Consider the following 18,166-nt stretch of genomic DNA (forward strand, 5'->3'; position numbering starts at 1 on the left):
ACCGCTAGGAGATTTTGATGCGCCGTTCACTGGTGTTGCTGTCAGCCGGACTGACAGTGCTGTCCTCCGGATTTGCCTTCGCCGAGAACAACACGCCCCGCAACCTGATCCTGTTCATTCCCGACGGGCTGCGCGCGCTGAAGATCACCCCCGAAACCGCACCCGCCATGGCTGAGGTCCGCGACAAGGGCGTGAACTTCAAGAACTCGCACTCGTTGTTCCCGACATTCACCATGGCCAACGGCTCGGCGATGTCGACCGGCCATTATCTCGGCGACACCGGCGTGTACTCCAATACGATCTGGACCAACTACATCTCGAGTCCGGCCGGCGACACCGTGGTCCCCTTCATCGAGAACGACGCCGTCCTCGGCGACATCGACGAGCACTTCAAAGGCAATTATCTCAACGAAGAGACCGTCTTGCAGATGGCCCGCGACCAGGGCCTCAGCACCGCGGCGATCGGCAAGGTCGGCCCCACCTATCAGTGGGACCACACCGATCATCCGGAGAAGACGGGCAAGCACTCGATCATCATCGACGATTCCACCGGAAGCAAGGCCGGCGTCGCGCTGTCGGACGAGATGAAGGACGCGCTGACCAAGGCAGGTCTCGCCCTCACCGCTCCCGGCCGCGGCGACAACGGCAAGGCGGGCGATGCCAGGACGCCCGGCACCACCTCGGCCAATTTGGTGCAGCAGGCCTATTTCGCCGACGTCGCCACCAAGGTGGTGCTGCCGATGTTCAAGGCGCGCAACAAGCCGTTCGTGCTGGTGTTCTGGTCCCGCGACCCGGACGGCACCCAGCACAACCAGGGCGACAGCCTCAACCAGATCCTGCCGGGCATCAACGGCCCGAGCACGATGGCGAGCATCAAGAACGCCGACAACAACCTCGCCCAGATCCGCAAGGCGCTGGACGAGCTTGGGCTCGCCGCCAACACCAACATCATGATCCAGGCCGACCACGGCTTCTCGACCATCTCGAAAGAGAGCAAGACCAGCCCCTCGGCCAAGATCAGCTATGACGACACGCCGAAGGATTTCTTGCCGATGGGCTTCCTGGCGATCGACCTTGCCAAGGCGCTCGACCTGCCGCTGTTCGACCCCAACGACAAGAACGCGGCCGTCACCGGCCGCGCCCATCCGAAGGCCGGCAACGGCGTGCTCGGCAAGGATCCGACCAAGCCCGATCTCGTCCTCGCCACAAACGGCGGCTCGGACCTGATCTACCTGCCGAACAAGGACAAGAAGCTGGCGGCCAAGACGGTCAAGGCGCTGCTGGAGCAGGACTACGTCTCCGGGCTGTTCGTCGACGACCAGCTCGGCCGCATCCCCGGCACCCTGCCGCTGTCGCGCATCAATCTGCGTGGCAAGGCGGCGACGCCGACGCCTGCGATCGTGGTCAACTTCCGCTCCTATGCCAGCGAATGCGGCGAGGCACCGACCAATTGCTCGGTGCAGGTGGCCGATACGGTGCTGCGCCAGGGCCAGGGCATGCATGGCAGCTTCAGCCGGGGCGACACCTACAACTTCATGGCTGCGATCGGTCCGGACTTCAAAGCCGGGTTCGTCGACGAGCTGCCGGTCAGCAATGCCGATGTCGGCGTGACCGCGGCCCAGCTTCTCGGCCTGCGCGGCTCGCAGAACGGCGGCCTGGTCGGCCGGGTGATGTCGGAAGCACTGCCCAACGGCCTCGTGCCGAAGGCGTACAAGGTGGTCGAGAAGTCGAAGGCGAAGTCCGAGAATGGTCTGGAGACCGTGCTCATCGTCCAGCGGGTCGGAAGCCAGCGCTATTTCGACGCCGCCGGATTCCCGGGCCGCACGCTGGGCCTCGAGCCTGAAGCCGGCAAACAAAAAACGGCGGGGCGATAGCCCCACCATTCGCGCCCTCAATGAGGGCGCGAAAATCCTTCAATCACATGCCTATGTCGAAGACGTTGGGCAATTGGCCCGCCAGAGGCAGCGCGGTGGCGCCCAGGAAGGTCGCCACCATCGCCATCAGGCGACGATTGTTGTGGCGCTTGCCGCGCATCTGGCCGGCGATCCATTCCAGCATCTCACTGTTGACCTTGGAGGCGTAGGACGGCGCCCAGCTCTCGATGTCGGTGTCCTGAGCCAGCGCGACGCTGCGCGAGGGCACCTTCAGCCCTGAGGCACTCGCTGCGTAATGGGCAACGGCCTTGGTCAGCAAATCGTCGAACCGGCCGCCATCGGCCCGTTCGGTCGCGGCTTCGTTGATCTCGAACAGCGCCTCGGCTTCGGCGCGGCTGATCGGCTGGTCGTTGACGGCGGTGGCGGTCAGGATGCGCGCGCACCAGGCGGCATCATCGGAATCGAGCGACCGGGAAAAGTGCACCCTTCCCTTGGTGGTCGGACCTTCGCCCGTGATCACGCCATCGCGCACGACGGAAAGCGCATGGGCCGCGGTATCGCGGCAGGACGGTTCGAGGGAGGGCGACTCAACGGACTTCGGCAGTGCGGCAGACATAGTTCACTTCCAGATTTCTTCTGATCGGCCAGCATTTTCATGCGGGCGTAAAGGGGTGGTTAATGATTCGATATGGGGATCGCGACATTTCTCAATGGTTGCCGATTAGTCGCTGCGAGGACCGTTTCGGTTCCGAAGAGCGTCGGGCGGGCGTGATGCGGGTGATAAACGGCTTTATCGGGGCAAGGGAGACCGTGAAGCCCCGGTGGAGATGTTTCGTCGCAGAGAGCGCCGTAACAAAATTGTGCTGAGAAAGCAGCCCTTCAGAGCAGGAATTCACATTTTACTTGAAGCAGTTCAGTTGGCGTTCACTTGGGATCGCCAAGTCCCTATAGTAAGGAATTACGGCAAGCCGGAATTTCTGAGTAAATTCAAAGCGATGAGGTAGAACCATGACACTTCCGATCGGCGCCACCGCCCCCGACTTCGAAGCTGAGACCACCGAAGGGAAGATCAAGTTCCATGACTGGATCGGCAACAGCTGGGCGCTGCTGTTCTCGCACCCAAAGGACTTCACGCCGGTTTGCACGACCGAGCTCGGCGCTCTCGCCAAATTGAAGCCGGAGTTCGACAAGCGCGGCGTCAAATTGATGGGCCTCTCGGTCGACCCGGTCGATCGCCACTCGAAATGGTCTGAAGACATCAAGGAGACGCAAGGCGCTGCCCCGAACTACCCGATGATCGGCGATACCGATTACAACGTCTCGAAGCTTTACGGCATGCTGCCGGCCGCGATCTCCGGCGATCCCCTCACCCGCACCGCCGCCGACAACCAGACCGTCCGCAACGTCTTCATCATCGGGCCGGACAAGAAGATCAAGCTGGTGCTGGTCTATCCGATGACCACGGGCCGGAACTTCCAGGAGATCCTGCGCGTGATCGACTCGCTCCAGCTCACCGCCAAGCATCGCGTCGCGACGCCTTCGGACTGGAAGCAAGGTGAGGACGTCATCATCGCGGGCTCGGTCTCCAACGACGAGGCCAAGACGATCTACCCGCAGGGCTGGAAAGAGCCGAAGCCCTACATCCGCATCGTGCCGCAGCCGAAATAACGGCCTGTCATTCCGGGGCGATGCGTCAGCATTGACCCCGGAACGACGAGTTAGACCTCATGCCGCCTGCATGGGTTCGATGGTGGCATTCAGGGCCAGGAGATTGGTTTGCTCGGCGATCGAGGTGATCAGCTTCGCCGTTAACGCGTTGGCATGAATGGAACCATCCCCAGAATTCCTGCCTATTCATGCAATCCGCTTACAGCTGCATTAGCGACGGTTCACAGCACCCGACGCGGCATGCTTTCCAAATCGTAAACGAGAACATTCCCTGACCACTCCAAGCCCTGCGCCAATCATCGTCTGGTTTCGCGATGATCTGCGCCTGTCCGACCACCCTGCCCTGAACGCCGCCGCGAAATCCGGCGCGCCGGTCGTCTGCGTCTATGTGCTGGACGATGCCGTCGGACGGGCTCCCGGCGGCGCGGCACGCTGGTGGCTGGCGCAATCGCTGCGCGCGCTCGGCGCCGACATCGCAGCACGCGGCGGATCGCTCGTCCTGCGCAAGGGACCGACGGCCACGGTGATCCCTGAGGTGGCGCGCGAGAGCGGCGCTGGTGCCGTCTATTGGAATACAGTCGCTCAGATCCCGCAACAGGCCGTCGAGAAACAGCTCGAAGCAGCGCTGGGAAAAGTCGGCTTGGATTCGCAAAAATTTCCCGGCGACTTGCTGGTCTCGCCCTCGGAGATCCGCAACAAGGAAGGCCGGGGCTTGCGCGTCTTCACGCCGTTCTGGCGGCGGGTGCTATCGCTTGGCCATCCGCCCAAACCACTGCCGGCACCGAAGGAGCTGCGTCCCGCGCAGAAGATCGCAAGCGACACGCTGGAGAGCTGGAAGCTCGAGCCGAGCAAGCCCGACTGGGCCGGCGGCCTGCGCGCGAGCTGGACGCCCGGCGAGGCCTCCGCCCGCACCCGCCTGCGCGACTTCCTCAGGCATACTGCACGTGATTACGTCGGCGATCGCGATCGCCCCGACCGCGAGGGCACGTCGGGCCTGTCGCCACATCTGCGGTTCGGCGAGCTCAGTCCGCGCCAGGTCTTTCACGCCGCGCGGTTCGCCGCGGCCGAGAACCCCGCGATCAGCTTGGGTATCGACAAGTTCCTGAGCGAGCTCGGCTGGCGCGAGTTCTGCCGCCACCTCCTCCACGATCACCCGAACCTCGCCGTTGAGAACCTGCAAACCAACTTCGACGACTTCCCCTGGAAGCCCGACAGCAAAGCGCTCGCCGCCTGGCAGCGCGGCCGCACCGGTTATCCCATCGTCGATGCCGGCATGCGCGAGCTCTGGCACACCGGGGTGATGCACAACCGGGTCCGGATGGTGGTCGCCTCGTTCCTGGTCAAGCATCTGCTGATCGACTGGCGCGACGGCGAGGCGTGGTTCTGGGACACGCTGGTCGACGCGGATGCCGGAAGCAACCCGGCCAACTGGCAATGGGTCGCCGGCTGCGGTGCCGACGCCGCACCTTATTTCCGCGTGTTCAACCCCACGCTGCAGGGCGAGAAGTTCGATCCTGAGGGAGCCTATGTCCGGCGCTGGGTACCGGAATTGAAGGACATGCCGCCGAAGCTGATCCATCAGCCTTGGCAGGCGACACCGATCGAGCTGGCGAGTGCGGGCATCACGCTCGGCAAGTCCTATCCGCAACCGATCATCGATCACGCCAAAGGACGCGAGCGCGCGCTCGCCGCTTACGCGAAGATCCGCAAAGGTTGAGCGTTGCTTTGACACAATCCTGAAACCCGCTATCGTCGTCGCTCCATGCAAACCGTGGGGGGACACGATATGGATGACGAAAAGCCGATCACCGAGCAGGCGATGGAGACGATCACCAACGCCGTGGAAGCGACCAAGGACGCCGCCGTCGCCGCCGTGAAGAAGGTGAAGAAGGCGACCAAGAAGGTCGCAAAGAAAGGCGCGCCGAGGAAGCCATCCAAGAAGAAAGCCGCCAAGAAGTCTTCGAAGAAGGCTGCAAAGAAGTCCTCGAAGAAGGCGGCCAAGAAGGCGGTGAAGAAATCCGCGAAGAAGGCTGCCAAGTCGAAAAAGAGGGCCAAGAAGGCCAAGCGCTGATCGCATGTTTTGGATGATCTCCGGGTGCAGGCCCGCCCGGAGACCGCTCCTGCGAACAACTATCGCTGCTTTTTGGCCGCGCGCCTGCCCTGATGATGCTTCCCGTTCGGATCGCGAAACTCGCTGCGATGGCCGCGCCGGTCTTCGGCGTTGAAACGCCGCCGCTTCGCAGGTGAGCCGAACGCCTTGATCACCTTCCTGCCCTTGACCTTCATGATGACGTAGCCGCCTTCGGTCATCGAGAACGGCGCCTTCAGCGTACCGTTGTGATCGAACCTGGTACCGCGGGGATGCTTGATGGGTTCGAACCAGGACGGATAGACGAAGTTCGACATCGAAAAACCGTTGACGAGGAAGGCATCCTCCTCCACGGCGTCGCAGACCTCGTAGGCGTATTGGGTGTTCCGGTCCTTGTCGGCCCAGAGATTGGCCATGGGATCGAGCACCATCTCGAACAGCTCGTGTGACGCCGCCACGCTGACCGGCTCGTCGCCGAGCGCCTTGACGAAGATCTTCGAGATCGGCTGGCCGTGATACGTCAGCTCGTGCCGCCCGAGCATGTTCTTGTCGGAGGCGTCGTCGAAATAGACGAGCTGCCAGTCGGTCTGTTTCGGTTTGCGCGTCACGTAGAGATCGACGGGATAGCCCCAGACCGGCAGGAAGTGCTCATCATAGCATTTTTGCAGCGCCGCGGTGAGTTTGCCCATCATGCCGCTGTCGATCGTCTCGTCAGCGTGGTTGATGCAGGCAATCCGGACCGGCTTCAGGGACCGGCCGAGCAGTGCACGCTTCGCCTTCTTCATGGAAATCACCGCCTGAAAGTTCAGCTGAATTGCGGTCAGCCTATCACGACGCCCTCCGCACGCCAGGGATGTATTCCGGTAGCGTGGCTTAGGAGCCGAAGCGTCGGTTGACCACGAACACCGCGGCCCCGCACATCGTCATCCCGGCGATCGCGAGAGCATCGAGCTTCTCGCCGAACAGCACATAGGCCATCAGCGCGGTTACGGCGGGCACCAGATAGAACAGGCTCGCAACCGACGTCGCCGCGGCGTGGCGGATGAGCCAATACAAAAGGCTGATCGATCCGATCGAAAGTGCGATCGCGAGCCAACTGAGCGCGAGCACGAACTCGCGCGTCCAGTGCACGACCCGGTCCTCGAACAAAACGGCGCCGGCTGTGAAGAAGATGGTGACCGCCACATATTGCACGAAATTGCCGGCCCGCCAGTCGATCTGACTGCAGAAGCGGCGCTGATAGAGCGTGCCGAGCGTGATGCTGATCAGCGAGACCACCGAGGCGAGCCAGCCGAGCCCGGCTTCGCCTGTCATGGGGCGATTGTGCAGAATCAGCGCCACACCGCCGAGCCCGAGCACGAGACCTGCCCACTGCACCGGCGTCACCTTCTCGCCGAGCCAGCGGTTGGCGATGGTCGAGGTCAGGATCGGCTGCAGGCCCGGGATGAGCGCGGAGAGGCCTGCCGGAATCGAGTGCGCGATCGCGATCGCGGTGCCGCCGAGATAGAAGCCGTGGACGAGCATGCCGGCGACCGCGCTGTGCGCGATGCCGACTGGATCAGGCCATTTCGGGCGGGCAATGCCGGCGATGATCGCCATCAAGCCGACCACCAGTGCCATGCGGATGGCGAGATAAGTCAAGGGGTCGGCGTTGTTGACGACGTATTTGGTGCCGATGAAGCCGGTGCTCCAGAGCAGGACGAACAGGACAGGCGCCGCCCGCGCGGCCAGATGATCGTGATTATGGTTCATTTGCCGGCCTCATTGCCCGAGCGGCGATGGTGCGGCAATGTGAATTTCTGATGCTGCGCTGCGACGGCGTACAGCCGCTCAGCTCAGCCCATCACCATTCTTCCGGGCAGGGATCGATGATCTTCCAGAGCTCGACCCCGTTCTTGATCTTCTTCATGTCGGTGGTCAGCCCGCCATTGCGGCGAATCCAGTCCTTCACCGTGTCAGGGTAGTAGGACATCAGGTCGGACGTCCCCGCTGCGCTGGTGACCTTGATTCCAAACGTGAACGCCTTGTCGTAATAGGCCTGGTGGAAGCCGAGACTCGCCCTTGGTGTCACGCAGATCTTGTTCAGCGGCACGATGCCGAGCACGAGCGTGCAGGCCGAGTTGCAGATTCCGTCGATGATCACACGCTCGCCGGTGTCGCGGACGCGCTTGTACTTGGCCTTGTACTCTTCGACATAGCCACCGTGGTCGCGGGTGATGTGCAGCTCGGCCCGTGCGGGCGCGGCGGCGACGAAGAGCAACAGCAGGCTGAGAACCGTGATGCGCATGGCAGGTTGCGATGAAAACCTTGCAGGAACGTACCGGCCTCGAGAGGACCTCAAAGGAAATCCCCACAGGAGCCGGCGGCAGGAATCTTTGACCGGATTCTCTTTGGCCATACTTGTGTGGGGAATTCGTTAAGCATCCCGAAAAGGCCAAAAATGGGCAGGCCCGACCGCGCTTCCGGCAATTCTGTCACACCCACCGGGGAATCTGCGGGATTAACCCCGGTTTCCGGGCCCCGGATGGGTGCCCTGGCCCTCCGAAATGGCTATAGATGGGTGACTGATTTACGTGGGTCCGGAGAATCGACATGCGCCAGTTCAAGCTTGTAGCCGCGGTTGCTGCCTTGTCGGCGGCAATTCTCGTCCCCAGCCTCGCGGAGGCCCGGGGCCATCACCGCTATTACGCCAATCCGCTGCCCTACCCGATCAGCTATCTGCACAATTACGGCCCGGGTATCACGCCCGGGACCTTCGCCTTCTACGACGGCCCATCGACCAACCACTGCTATCAGAGCGCTGCCGCCTATGTCGGCCAGGACAGGCGGCGCCACCCCTGCTTCTGAGGGGCGTGGCGACCGCCATGCGGGCGGCCACCTGAGGATCTGCTATCAGCATTACATTTCGGTTCTGCCACAATTTGATCAGACCAACTTCGATATCCTATCTCGCGTAAGCGGAGGAAGACATCATGAAGCTTAAAATCGGCCTTGTCGCCGTGTCCCTGCTCGGTGCACTCGCGGCATCGTCGTCGGTCGCATCGGCCATGCCCCTTGCACCAGCACCTGCGCTCCCGCAGCTCTCGGACGTCGAGCAGGTCCGCACGGTCTGCAATGCCTGGGGACGCTGCTGGTGGCAGCCGAACGTCTATTACGGCTACGGCTACGGCCCCGGATATTATGCGCCACCACGCTATTACGGCCCGCGCTACTATCGGCCGCGCTATTATGGCTATTATGGCCGCCGCTGGTGAGTTTTGAAGGGGCCCTCTGGGCCCCTTCGCTTTTGCGAGATGGCGCGGGAGTCCGCTGCCGCTGAAGCAAGTCCAAAATTGATCTAGATCAAAGATGAAATTTGCCGTGCCGTGCTGCGCGGATGGCCGATCGATTGTATTCCGGTGCCCACGGACGGGCATGAATGTGCAAGCACATCTTGGAAAGCAGCCAAGCGGGGAAGGACGAAGCTTTGCATCCTTCGGCCGCACGCGACTCCCTTTCATCGGCCTTGCTTCCGGGCAGAGGATGAGCCGAGAGCGTTGACGTATCCGGTCCCCTCTCGTGGGATGATGTCCGCAATGAGGAATCCTGTTTACTGAATCGCCACGGTTCGCCATTGATGGCATATTCAGACATTCATTTCGTTGTCACATTGCAGCATTCGTCCAGACGCATGTTCTTCGACGCTCTCGCCCCCTCCTCCGCGCTCCAGCTGATCCGGTTTACCGATGTCGACGCGTTTCGACCGGCCGAGTCCCTGGAGGACGCCCGGAGCATTCCGCTTGATGTCGCCAATTTCGCAGCCGCGCGCGCGATCGTGGACCTGCCGGGGTGCCGGATCATTGTGGCGCGGTCGTTCGCACGCATTCTCGACAGCGTTTACCGCGCGCCAGGCGGCATGGTGATCCTGCCGATGACCGACGATCTGCGGGCCAGTTCGAGCGGGGTGGATATCGACTCGCGCTTCTTCATCGCCTTGCGCGGCAGCCACCATTGCCATTTCGTCGAACCGCGGATCAATCACCATGCGCTGATCATGTTCTCGCCCACACTCAGGGATCGCGGGTGGTTCGATCGCGCCGACGCGTTGTGGGTCCGCATTGCGGACCCCGCTGCGCATCTCTACGCGCGGCAGCTTGTGCAAGACATTCTGCAGACCGCGTCCATGCAGCCGCACATGTTCGAAACGACGGAGGGCGCCGCGCACCTTCAGGAAGGCCTGTTGCTCGCCTTCGACGAGCTGTTCCGGATCAACCCGTCGTCCGATCGCGGCGCTCCAAGCGCGGGCGCACGCTCAGCCAGGCTCGTGCAGCAGATCGACGACTACGTCACAGCCTATCCGACCGCTCCGATCTACACGGCCGATCTCGCCGATGAATTTGGCGTCTCGATCCGCACCCTGGGCGGGGCGGTGGCCAAGGTGCGCGGAATGAGCCTGCATCAATACATCCGCCTGAAGCGGCTCTGGGCAACCCGCACACAGCTCCTCAGAAGCGGTGCCGCCTCGGTCGCCTCCTGTGCGCGCGCTCAAGGCTTCCACCATCTCGGCGACTTTGCCGCGGCTTACCGCGCGACCTTCCACGAGGCGCCCTCGGACACGCTGGCGCGAGCCCGGCAAACCGGTTTTCCGGCGAACTGACATCTTCACCGTACTGACAGGTGAATAAGCAGGCCGCCGGCCTGGACGGAGGGAAACCCTGGGCAGCTTACGAATGGCGCGCTCGGAGAGATTCGAACTCCCGACCCTCGGAATCGAAATCCGATGCTCTATCCAGCTGAGCTACGAGCGCCCTGACCCGGGTGAGGGGCCACAAACCGAGTGCCTCGGTCGTACGCTGGTGGGCCAGCGCACCCGACGACGTTCGGATCGGTTCGAATTAGCAGAGAGGTCGGACAATAAAAAGCCCTTCCCGCCTTGATCCAGGCGGATCAGACCATTCTTACCAGGTCGTGTCGAAAAGACCGAAATGCGGCTGCTGTGCCACCAGCATCATCGGCTGACCGCGCCGCGGCGCCGAATGCGCCCGAGCCACCTTGCGCTTGGGCTGAACTGGGGCCTGAGCCTGCGCCTGCGGCTTCCCGTCGGCCTTCGGCGTGAATTGGGCAAATGTCTCGCGCACCCGCGCCTTCGCGGAGACGTCAGCCAATGGGTCGGCCTGCGCGGTCGGCTGAGGTGCGGCCACGGCAACGGTCTTCACCACCGGCGCGGCGATGGTCGGCTGGCTGGTATCGAGCACGACACGTTCAGGCAGATGACGGTCGGACCGGATTCGGATCAGCGGCTGGTCATAGCTTGCAGCTGCAACGGTCTGCACAGCCGGCGACGTCGGCCAAACGAAATCAGCTGCCAATAACAGTGCGAGCAGCGCTCCACCGACGAACAGGAAGTACCGAAAGATAGGCATTTGACCACGCTCCGCCCCCCGCATCCCCGCGTGGGCTTTTCGCGTTAACCGGCGATCCTTTAATTGGTTCCTTGGCCCAGCCCCTTGGTTCAAATGGCAACGCCAAGATTTTCGGCCAAGGGCCGCGCGAGGTAACTTTTCCGCTAGTGGAATGTGCGGCCGGCCCTTAGGCGCGCCGCGCCCTCACGAGAGAGCACTTCGCCTGGTCGGCGTTCACGTTGACGAATCCGACCGGGACGTGCGCAAAGGTCTTGCGGCTCTTCATGCCAACGGTATCGGCCAGCACGCGGCTGCGGTCCGTCAGATGGCTGCCATCACGTCGCGCAAAAGCGCAGACGATCTCGACATCCTTTACGGCATAATCATTGTCATTTCGCACGGTGAAGGTCACCATCGCCTTCGAGCCGAGGCCGCCGCGCCTCCACGTCTGGGAGGAGATCCTCATTCGGTCGAGCTCGACGCCCCCAGCGTCGGAGGCCGCCGCCGGGGGCGTCGGATTGCCGCCTGCCAAGGCAAATTTCACCAAGCTCAGTTTTACCGGTTTGGTGTCAGCGACATTGCCTTGGGACGCATGCGTCGTCAGCCAGACGGCACCGCCGATCACGAATAGCCGCAAGAGGCCGCGCTTGAACCGGGCGTTCGCGGACTTCCTCCGCGGCGCACCCTCGTCATTCCTGACGATACTTCCCGGTCCGATCGGAGCAAACCCTTTGCTCATGGATGCGTCACTCGCCTTCTCTTTCAATCGGTGACACGAATTCAGGTTCCCCTATGCATGCGAATTTCGGATAGGAGCCATAGTACCGATCGCCTAACATGCGCTGCGACCCTACCGAGAGGAATTGAAATGGCAGTCATCGTCACCTGGGATCACGTCCATCTGCGCAGCCCCGATCCGGAAGCGACCGCGGCCTGGCTGCGGAATATCCTCGGCGGCGAGATCGTGCGCGCGCCAGGGCGCATCGATGTGAACCTCGGCGGCGCAAGGATCTTCATCGCGCCGCTGGAAGGCGACAGCGCGGTCAGCGCGCCGCCTCCTCACCCCCATCAGGGTCTCGACCATTTCGGGCTCACGGTAAAGGACATCGATACCGTCGCCGCCGAGATCAAGGCCAAGGGTGTGACCTTCACGCGCGAGCCGACCACGATCCGGCCCGGCGTCCGCGTCTGCTTCATCCGCGGTCCCGAAGGCATCTCCATCGAACTGCTCGAGCGCGACAAGAAGTACACTTGACGCGGCACCGCATCTTATTTCGACGAGAAACCCGGCGCCCTGTTGCCCGGCTAGGTCATGCTACCGGGCATAAAGCAGCGAATGGTGACGCCCATGTAGCCGTAGATCGGCCATACCATGGTACGTCCGACCCGGTTGGGCTCCGAGATCACGGCCTCCTCGGGCACGTCGACCCAAACGAGCTCCTGCTCCCTGCCCTCGATGACGTAGCCGAAGCGTGGGATGCGGACGCGATAGTGCCCGTCCTTGCTCTCCCAATCGGAGTCCGAGATCGCCGAACCGTCGGCATCCGAGCAGCACGGCCCCTTGCCGCTGCGCAAGCCGTTGAACCAAGCCTTCAGCTCGGTACTGACGTTGACAAACTGGCCGCGGTCGCGTGCGTGCCCGAGGGGGGCAAGCAGCGCGACCAGCATCAGTGCGCAAGCAAGTCCCGCCGCGCGTCGCCATCGCGTGGGAGGACCCATGCGCCGTCGCTGTATTTCGGAAATCGTGGAACGCACGCTGTACAGGCGCGGCTCTTCGCCGCCGGAATCGATCCAGTTGCTCACGTTTGTCTTGCTCCAGCACCCCGCGGCCAGTGCAACAATGGTTATGCATTTCGCGGGCCAACTCTGACTCGCAGCGGCTGGCCTCGCTGCATGATGAGACCGTCATATCCGCGTCACAGACAAGCCGGGACGACTACGGTTCGTGTGCCGGCATGGACACACCGTCACAGGCAAAACTGCCGCGTTGCGCGAGAGGTTGGGCTTTGGCATAAAAGCTCCACCGGCTACCCCATTGGGCGATGGCGACCGGCCGACGGGGCGCAATGAAGAACGGCCTCTATTCGATCCATGTGAGCCTGCTCGATGGCCGAGCCGGCAAGGGCAGCGGCGTTATTCTTTTTCGCGACGGCAAGATCCTTGGCGGCGATGCCTACCTTTTTTACACCGGCAGCTACGTGGTGAAGGACGACCACACGTTCAAGGGCGAGGTGCTGGTGCAACGGCACACCTCGCCGCGCGGCGACGACAATCCGCTGTTTGGCGGCCCTGCCCCTGTTGGCATCGGGGTCAGCGGCACCTACACGGACACCCGCGCGGAGATGACCGGCACAGCGCTGGTCGGCAAGGCCAGCCTGATTTTCGGCGCCACCCTGCACAAGCTTGTAGACGCCGACTAGCCAGAGATCTATTCGGCAGCCTGCTCCAGCGGCGCCGTGCGCGGCAGGATGATCTGGATCCGCGTACCGCTGCCCGGCTCGGAAACGAGATCGAGTCGCCCGCCGAGCCGGTTGGTGACGATGCTGTAGACGATGTGCAGCCCCAAACCGGTGCCGCCTTGGTCGCGCCGCGTCGTGAAAAACGGATCGAAGGCGCGGCGGCGCACGTCGAGCGACATGCCACAGCCATTGTCTGAGACGATAATCTCGACATTGTCCTTGCCGGCTTCGCGCACCTGGATGTCGATGATGCCAGGACGTCCGTTCGGGAAAGCATGCGCGACCGAATTCAGGAACAGATTGGTCAGCACCTGGCCGTACGGGCCGGGATAGCTGTTCATGGTCAGGTTAGGCTGGCACTCGACGTTTAGCGTGAGATTCTGCTTGCGCAGGCCCGGGCGCAGGCTCATCACCACCTGCTCGGTGAGATCGGCGAGGTCGAAGCTGCGCTGGTCAGAGTAGTTGCGGTCGGCCGCGACCTGTTTGAACGACTGGATCAGCTCGGCGGCGCGGTTGAGATTGGAGACCAGCTGCGAGGACGCGTCGCGGCTGGTCTTGAGGTAATCGTTAAGGGTCGAGCGGCGAAGCTCGCCGCGCTCGACCTCAGCGCTGAACATCGCGGTTTTGCGCTCCAGCGCCGAGGCGACCGTCAGGCTGATGCCGACGGGATTGTTGACCTCGTGGGCGACGCCCGCGACCAGGCGTCCGAGGGCCGCGAGCTTTTCGGCCTCGATCAGCGAGGCCTGGGTCTCGCGCAGATTGCGCAGCGCGGTCTCAGCGGAGTCCTTGGCCTTCCGCATTTCCTGTTCACCGCGCTTGCGCTCGCCGATGTCGAGCGCCACGGTGACGATCCGTTCGATCTCACCCTCGGCATCGAGCAGCGGCAGCTTGTTGACCAGCCATTGCCGCATGTGGCCGGAGGCGTCCTCGTACTCCTCCTCGTAGAATCCGAGACCCTTTCGCAAGGCCAGCACGCGCTTGTCGTTCTCGTCGGTCTTGGCGGCGCCATAGCGCGACATCAGATCGGCGGTGGTGCGGCCGAGCGCATCGCCGGGTTCGATACCGAAGATGCCGGCCATGTAGCGGTTCATCAGCACGTAACGGAGGTCGCGGTCCTTGACGTTGATGACGGCGGGGACGGTGTCGATGACCTGCTGGAGCAGGCGCCGGCCTTCGGCGATGGCATCTTCCGCCCGCTTCTGGTCGGTGATGTCGCGTAGCGTACCCTCGTAGCGGACGATCGTGCCCTGCTCGTCCCGTACCCCCGTGGCACTGTCGGAGAGCCAGAGGATGTTGCCGCTGCGTTGGCGTACCTGGTACTCGAACTCGCGCACAATGCCGTCGCGATGCATGAGCCGCTGGTACTCCGCGCGGGCCTCGGGATCGACATAGATGGTGTGGGCGATATCGTTGATGCTGTCGATCAGGTGCTGCGGGCTGTCATAGCCCATCATCCGTGCCAGTGCAGGATTGGCGTTGAGGAGATCGCCTGCCGGCGTCGTCACGTAGATGCCGTCGACCGAACCTTCGAATAGCTTGCGATAGCTCTCTTCTGCCAGCCGCTGCTCGGTGAGCGCCCGCACCGCCGCTTCGCGTGCCGTGTCGGCCTCCTCCAGCGCGCGGCGGAACACCTCCGCGGCGCGCGCAATGTCGCCGATCTCGTTGTTGAGATCGGCCGACGGGATCGAGGTCCTTTTCTCGCCCGCCGCGAGGGCACGAATGGAGCGCGCGATCTGGGCCAGCGGACGCACCGTCCGCCCCACGACGAAGACGGCGGCGAGGATGCCGATCAACACGCCCATGCTGCCGAGCACGATGCTCTGCCAGCGCGCTTCCGCAAGCGTCCGGGCGAAGTCGCGCGACAGCACATGCCCGCGACGGTCGCTGACGTCCCGCAGCAATTCGGTGACGCGGCCGATCAACCGGCCCTCGGTTCCCAATACCTCGCGATCGATATCGGCGATCTGCCGTTCGCGGACGGCGACCGCGATGATGGCATCGGCATAATTGTTCACGGCCGACTTCAAGCTGGCATCGGCGATCTCCATCCTCCGCATGCCCTGTGCTGCCTGTTCGGCTGCGGAGGGGTTGCGCGCGAGCAATCCAAGCGCGATCCGGCTCTGGGCCTCCGACAGGCGCGCGGCGAGGTCGCGGTCCCCGCTTTCGGAGACCGCCGCGTCGAATTGATCGCGCAGCGGCGGCAGCCCGGCTAGCAGTTGCGCACGGCGATCGATCAGGGTCGATATTCGATCCAGCCCGCTCCGGTAGGTCGCAAGCCGCTCGGAGACGCCGTCGATCATGTCCTGCTGTTCGGGCGCAAGTTCGATGCGGGTCTTCTTGAGGATGTCGCTCAGCGTCGAGGCCGCCTCGCCGACCTGTTTGAACTGGATGCCGGCGCCGGGATCGGTGACGAAGTCACGCGCGGCGAGCCGCAAATCGTTCATGCGGCGGTCGATGTCCTCTGCGAGGTCTCCGACGCTTTGCAGCCGCTGCAGTTCGGCGAAGGTGGCGTCGATATGCCGGATCGCGATCACGCTGGCAGTCGAGGTGACGATGATCACCGCCAGCACCAGGATGAAGCTGCCGAACGTCATCTGGCCGATCGAGAGCGAAAACGATCGCTTCTGCGGCGGATTCGGTGGCGTTTCGACGGACATTGGGGCTGAACCGGACTCCATACCCGCCCAATATAAGCCGTATCGCCCCTCCGGGGGAACATGCCTCCGGGAGGCGGAACGGGTTGTTTTTCAGGATGGTTTAGCGACGGCTGCGCCGCCGGGCCGGAATCCTGATGCCCATGGCGATCCGTCCACGCTGCAATGGGCGAATTTTAGGGCTTCGGCGCTCGCCAATACTTTCGTTCGATATCGAAGTATTCTAGCCGACCGGGCCGACCTCGAACACCTCACCGTCATAGCCTGCTTCGCGGGGGATACGGAGCTGGCGGCCGGTTTCGGTCTTGGTCATGACCGGCATCACCGTGACAATGGACATGCCTTTGGCATGCTCGAGTGCCGCCTTCACGTTCGGCTGCTTGGCGAGCCGGATCAGATTGCGCGTGGTCGGGAACGGCAACTTGAAGCGACCGCTCTCACCGCCCTCCACTGCCTCGCGCGCCGACAGCCAGATCGAATCGGTGGACTCGCGTCCATCATGCGCGCCGAGCTGGTCGGGCGGTGCTGCGGCGAGGAAGAACCAGGTGTCGAAGCGCTTGGGCATGCCCTCCGGCGTGATCCAGTGCGCATAGGGCACGAGCGTGTCGAGCGCGAGTTGGAGACCGTTGTCGGCGAGAATGCTGAGGAAGCTGATCTTGTGCTCGTTGAGCGCGACGCGATGCGCGTCGGCGATCTCGCCGGCGCGCTTCGCGTCGATTGGCGTGTTCGAACCCTTCGTACGCGCCAGCAGGATGCCGCTTTCTTCGAACGTTTCGCGCATCGCGGCGATCCGAAAACCGCGGTCCGCTTCGCTTAAGGCTTCACCGCCCGAATAGAGATCGGAACGTTTGACGATCTCCTGATCGCCGGCATCGACGCTCCCGCCGGGAAACACCAGCGCGCCCGAGTTGAACTCGATCTGATGATGGCGGACCATCATGAAGATCTCGACCTCGCCGCGGCCCTTGCCGTCGGCCTTGGTGCCATCGCGCAGCAGGAGGATGGTCGAGGCGGGACGCGATGTTGATGTCTCCGGCATTCAGCTAACCTGCGGCGCTCGATTGCGGACCGAGATTGGCGCGCTTGTCGACGCGGGCGACGCGCGACAGCAGGTAGTCGACTTCGGCCTTCGCCGCCGGCGTGATGGTGGCGCCAGGCTTGCGCTGGGCGCTGGAGGCGATGATACCTCGCTTCTGCAGCACGTGCTTGCGCACGGCAAGGCCCGCGCCCGGTTGCTGCTCGTAGCGGATCAGCGGCAGATGCGCATCGAACAAATCATGCGCGGCATCGCGCTTGCCGGCCTTGGAGAGGTTCACGACGTCGATCAGGAGCTCGGGGAACGCATAGCCGGTCATGGCGCCGTCGGCGCCGCGCTCCATCTCGAAGTCGAGGAACATGCCGCCATTGCCGCAAAGGATCGAGAGCGGACGCAGCGAGCCGTCCTTCTGGAAGTTGCGCAGCGTCGAAATCTTTTCCAGGCCCGGCCAGTCCTCATGCTTGAGCATCACGCAATTGGCATTGTCCATGACGATCTTGCGGATCACGGCGGGGGTGAAAATCACCGAGAGCGTCAGCGGGTAATCCTGCAGCACCCAGGGCACATCTGGGCCGATCGCCTCCGCGGCCTGTTTGAAATAGCCTGATATCTGGTCGTCGGTGCGAAGCGAGGGCGGCGGCGCGATCATGACGCCGGCGGCGCCTGCGTCCATCGAGGCCCTGGCCAGCGAGCGCATGGTGGCAAAGCCGGGCGCGGAGACGCCGACGATCACCTGCATTGTCTTGGCGCGCTTGACGAAGCGTACCGCCACCTGCTCCGCTTCAGCGGCATCGAGCTTGGGCGCCTCACCGAGAATCCCCAGCACCGTGACGCCGTCGCAGCCGACCTCCTCGTAGAAATCGGTCAGGCGGTCGATCGAGCGCTCGTCGATGCGGCCGTCCTCGTGGAACGGTGTCGGCGCGATTGCGAAGGTGCCCTTAGCGTCGGCGGTGAGTCTCATCAGTCTCTCTCTTTCTCCGTCATTCCCGGTCACGCGCAGCGCGA

19 protein-coding genes and 1 tRNA gene are annotated in these 18,166 nt (G+C 63.2%); 9 read left to right on the plus strand and 11 right to left on the minus strand.

Features of this window, described 5'->3' with window-relative positions:
* Positions 1 to 17 precede the first annotated feature (17 nt).
* A complete protein-coding gene (locus BM222_RS34580; protein ID WP_092238815.1) occupies positions 18 to 1,874 on the plus strand; it encodes an alkaline phosphatase family protein in 1,857 nt (618 codons plus the stop codon).
* A gap of 43 nt (positions 1,875 to 1,917) precedes the next feature.
* Here the strand turns inward: BM222_RS34580 and BM222_RS34585 are convergent, their stop codons facing one another.
* Entirely contained in the window at positions 1,918 to 2,490 is a 573-nt protein-coding gene (locus BM222_RS34585; RefSeq protein ID WP_092238818.1) for a hypothetical protein, read from the minus strand.
* 392 nt (positions 2,491 to 2,882) lie between these two features.
* Between BM222_RS34585 and BM222_RS34590 the strand changes: the two genes are divergently transcribed.
* The 3 genes from BM222_RS34590 (at position 2,883) to BM222_RS34600 (ending at position 5,613) form a co-directional block, all read left to right on the plus strand.
* The gene (locus BM222_RS34590; RefSeq protein WP_092238821.1) at positions 2,883 to 3,542 is read left to right on the plus strand and encodes a peroxiredoxin; all 660 of its coding nucleotides are present in this window, start codon (positions 2,883 to 2,885) and stop codon (positions 3,540 to 3,542) included.
* 319 nt (positions 3,543 to 3,861) lie between these two features.
* On the plus strand, positions 3,862 to 5,259 hold the full coding sequence (locus BM222_RS34595) for a cryptochrome/photolyase family protein (RefSeq protein ID WP_244547370.1): 1,398 nt from the start codon (positions 3,862 to 3,864) through the stop codon (positions 5,257 to 5,259).
* Between the two features lie 69 nt (positions 5,260 to 5,328).
* Entirely contained in the window at positions 5,329 to 5,613 is a 285-nt protein-coding gene (locus tag BM222_RS34600; RefSeq protein WP_177243635.1) for a histone, read from the plus strand.
* A 59-nt stretch (positions 5,614 to 5,672) separates the two neighbouring features.
* Here BM222_RS34600 and BM222_RS34605 read toward each other — a convergent pair whose 3' ends face one another.
* The 3 genes from BM222_RS34605 to BM222_RS34615 form a co-directional block, all read right to left on the minus strand.
* Positions 5,673 to 6,416: a hypothetical protein gene (locus tag BM222_RS34605; protein ID WP_177243636.1), complete on the minus strand. Its 744-nt coding sequence runs from the start codon at positions 6,414 to 6,416 to the stop codon at positions 5,673 to 5,675.
* An 88-nt stretch (positions 6,417 to 6,504) separates the two neighbouring features.
* Positions 6,505 to 7,383, minus strand: coding sequence for a DMT family transporter (locus BM222_RS34610; protein ID WP_092238833.1), 879 nt, complete (start codon positions 7,381 to 7,383; stop codon positions 6,505 to 6,507).
* Positions 7,384 to 7,474: 91 nt separating this feature from the next.
* Complete coding sequence (locus tag BM222_RS34615; protein ID WP_092238836.1) at positions 7,475 to 7,918, minus strand: hypothetical protein; 444 nt, start codon at positions 7,916 to 7,918, stop codon at positions 7,475 to 7,477.
* Between the two features lie 305 nt (positions 7,919 to 8,223).
* Between BM222_RS34615 and BM222_RS34620 the strand changes: the two genes are divergently transcribed.
* The 3 genes from BM222_RS34620 (at position 8,224) to BM222_RS34635 (ending at position 10,267) form a co-directional block, all read left to right on the plus strand.
* Positions 8,224 to 8,478: a hypothetical protein gene (locus BM222_RS34620; RefSeq protein ID WP_092238840.1), complete on the plus strand. Its 255-nt coding sequence runs from the start codon at positions 8,224 to 8,226 to the stop codon at positions 8,476 to 8,478.
* A gap of 125 nt (positions 8,479 to 8,603) precedes the next feature.
* Positions 8,604 to 8,885 carry a hypothetical protein gene (locus tag BM222_RS34625; RefSeq protein ID WP_092238842.1) on the plus strand — a complete coding sequence of 94 codons (282 nt, stop codon included), beginning with the start codon at positions 8,604 to 8,606 and terminating at the stop codon, positions 8,883 to 8,885.
* A 416-nt stretch (positions 8,886 to 9,301) separates the two neighbouring features.
* Positions 9,302 to 10,267, plus strand: a complete 966-nt coding sequence (locus BM222_RS34635; RefSeq protein ID WP_092238847.1) for an AraC family transcriptional regulator — start codon at positions 9,302 to 9,304, stop codon at positions 10,265 to 10,267.
* Between the two features lie 74 nt (positions 10,268 to 10,341).
* Here BM222_RS34635 and BM222_RS34640 read toward each other — a convergent pair.
* The 3 genes from BM222_RS34640 to BM222_RS34650 form a co-directional block, all read right to left on the minus strand.
* Positions 10,342 to 10,418 (minus strand) — tRNA-Arg (locus tag BM222_RS34640).
* A 150-nt stretch (positions 10,419 to 10,568) separates the two neighbouring features.
* Positions 10,569 to 11,033: a hypothetical protein gene (locus BM222_RS34645; protein ID WP_092238850.1), complete on the minus strand. Its 465-nt coding sequence runs from the start codon at positions 11,031 to 11,033 to the stop codon at positions 10,569 to 10,571.
* Between the two features lie 166 nt (positions 11,034 to 11,199).
* Positions 11,200 to 11,751 carry a hypothetical protein gene (locus BM222_RS34650; RefSeq protein WP_092238853.1) on the minus strand — a complete coding sequence of 184 codons (552 nt, stop codon included), beginning with the start codon at positions 11,749 to 11,751 and terminating at the stop codon, positions 11,200 to 11,202.
* A gap of 129 nt (positions 11,752 to 11,880) precedes the next feature.
* On the opposite strand from BM222_RS34650, the gene BM222_RS34655 reads away from it, so the two are divergent.
* Positions 11,881 to 12,267 carry a VOC family protein gene (locus BM222_RS34655; protein ID WP_092238856.1) on the plus strand — a complete coding sequence of 129 codons (387 nt, stop codon included), beginning with the start codon at positions 11,881 to 11,883 and terminating at the stop codon, positions 12,265 to 12,267.
* Positions 12,268 to 12,317: 50 nt separating this feature from the next.
* On the opposite strand, the gene BM222_RS34660 is transcribed toward BM222_RS34655, so the two are convergent.
* Positions 12,318 to 12,815, minus strand: a complete 498-nt coding sequence (locus BM222_RS34660; RefSeq protein WP_092238859.1) for a hypothetical protein — start codon at positions 12,813 to 12,815, stop codon at positions 12,318 to 12,320.
* Between the two features lie 263 nt (positions 12,816 to 13,078).
* Between BM222_RS34660 and BM222_RS34665 the strand changes: the two genes are divergently transcribed.
* On the plus strand, positions 13,079 to 13,432 hold the full coding sequence (locus BM222_RS34665; RefSeq protein WP_177243637.1) for a GrlR family regulatory protein: 354 nt from the start codon (positions 13,079 to 13,081) through the stop codon (positions 13,430 to 13,432).
* Positions 13,433 to 13,440: 8 nt separating this feature from the next.
* Here BM222_RS34665 and BM222_RS34670 read toward each other — a convergent pair whose 3' ends face one another.
* The 3 genes from BM222_RS34670 to BM222_RS34680 all read right to left on the minus strand — a co-directional run bounded on the left by BM222_RS34670 (position 13,441) and on the right by BM222_RS34680 (position 18,122).
* A complete protein-coding gene (locus tag BM222_RS34670) occupies positions 13,441 to 16,128 on the minus strand; it encodes a PAS domain S-box protein (RefSeq protein WP_092238864.1) in 2,688 nt (895 codons plus the stop codon).
* A 220-nt stretch (positions 16,129 to 16,348) separates the two neighbouring features.
* A complete protein-coding gene (locus BM222_RS34675; RefSeq protein ID WP_092238866.1) occupies positions 16,349 to 17,164 on the minus strand; it encodes an NUDIX hydrolase in 816 nt (271 codons plus the stop codon).
* 4 nt (positions 17,165 to 17,168) lie between these two features.
* Positions 17,169 to 18,122, minus strand: coding sequence for a dihydrodipicolinate synthase family protein (locus BM222_RS34680; RefSeq protein WP_092238868.1), 954 nt, complete (start codon positions 18,120 to 18,122; stop codon positions 17,169 to 17,171).
* Between the last annotated feature and the right edge of the window lie 44 nt (positions 18,123 to 18,166).

The sequence above is a fragment of the Bradyrhizobium sp. Gha genome, assembly GCF_900113735.1.
Classification (GTDB): Bacteria; Pseudomonadota; Alphaproteobacteria; order Rhizobiales; family Xanthobacteraceae; genus Bradyrhizobium.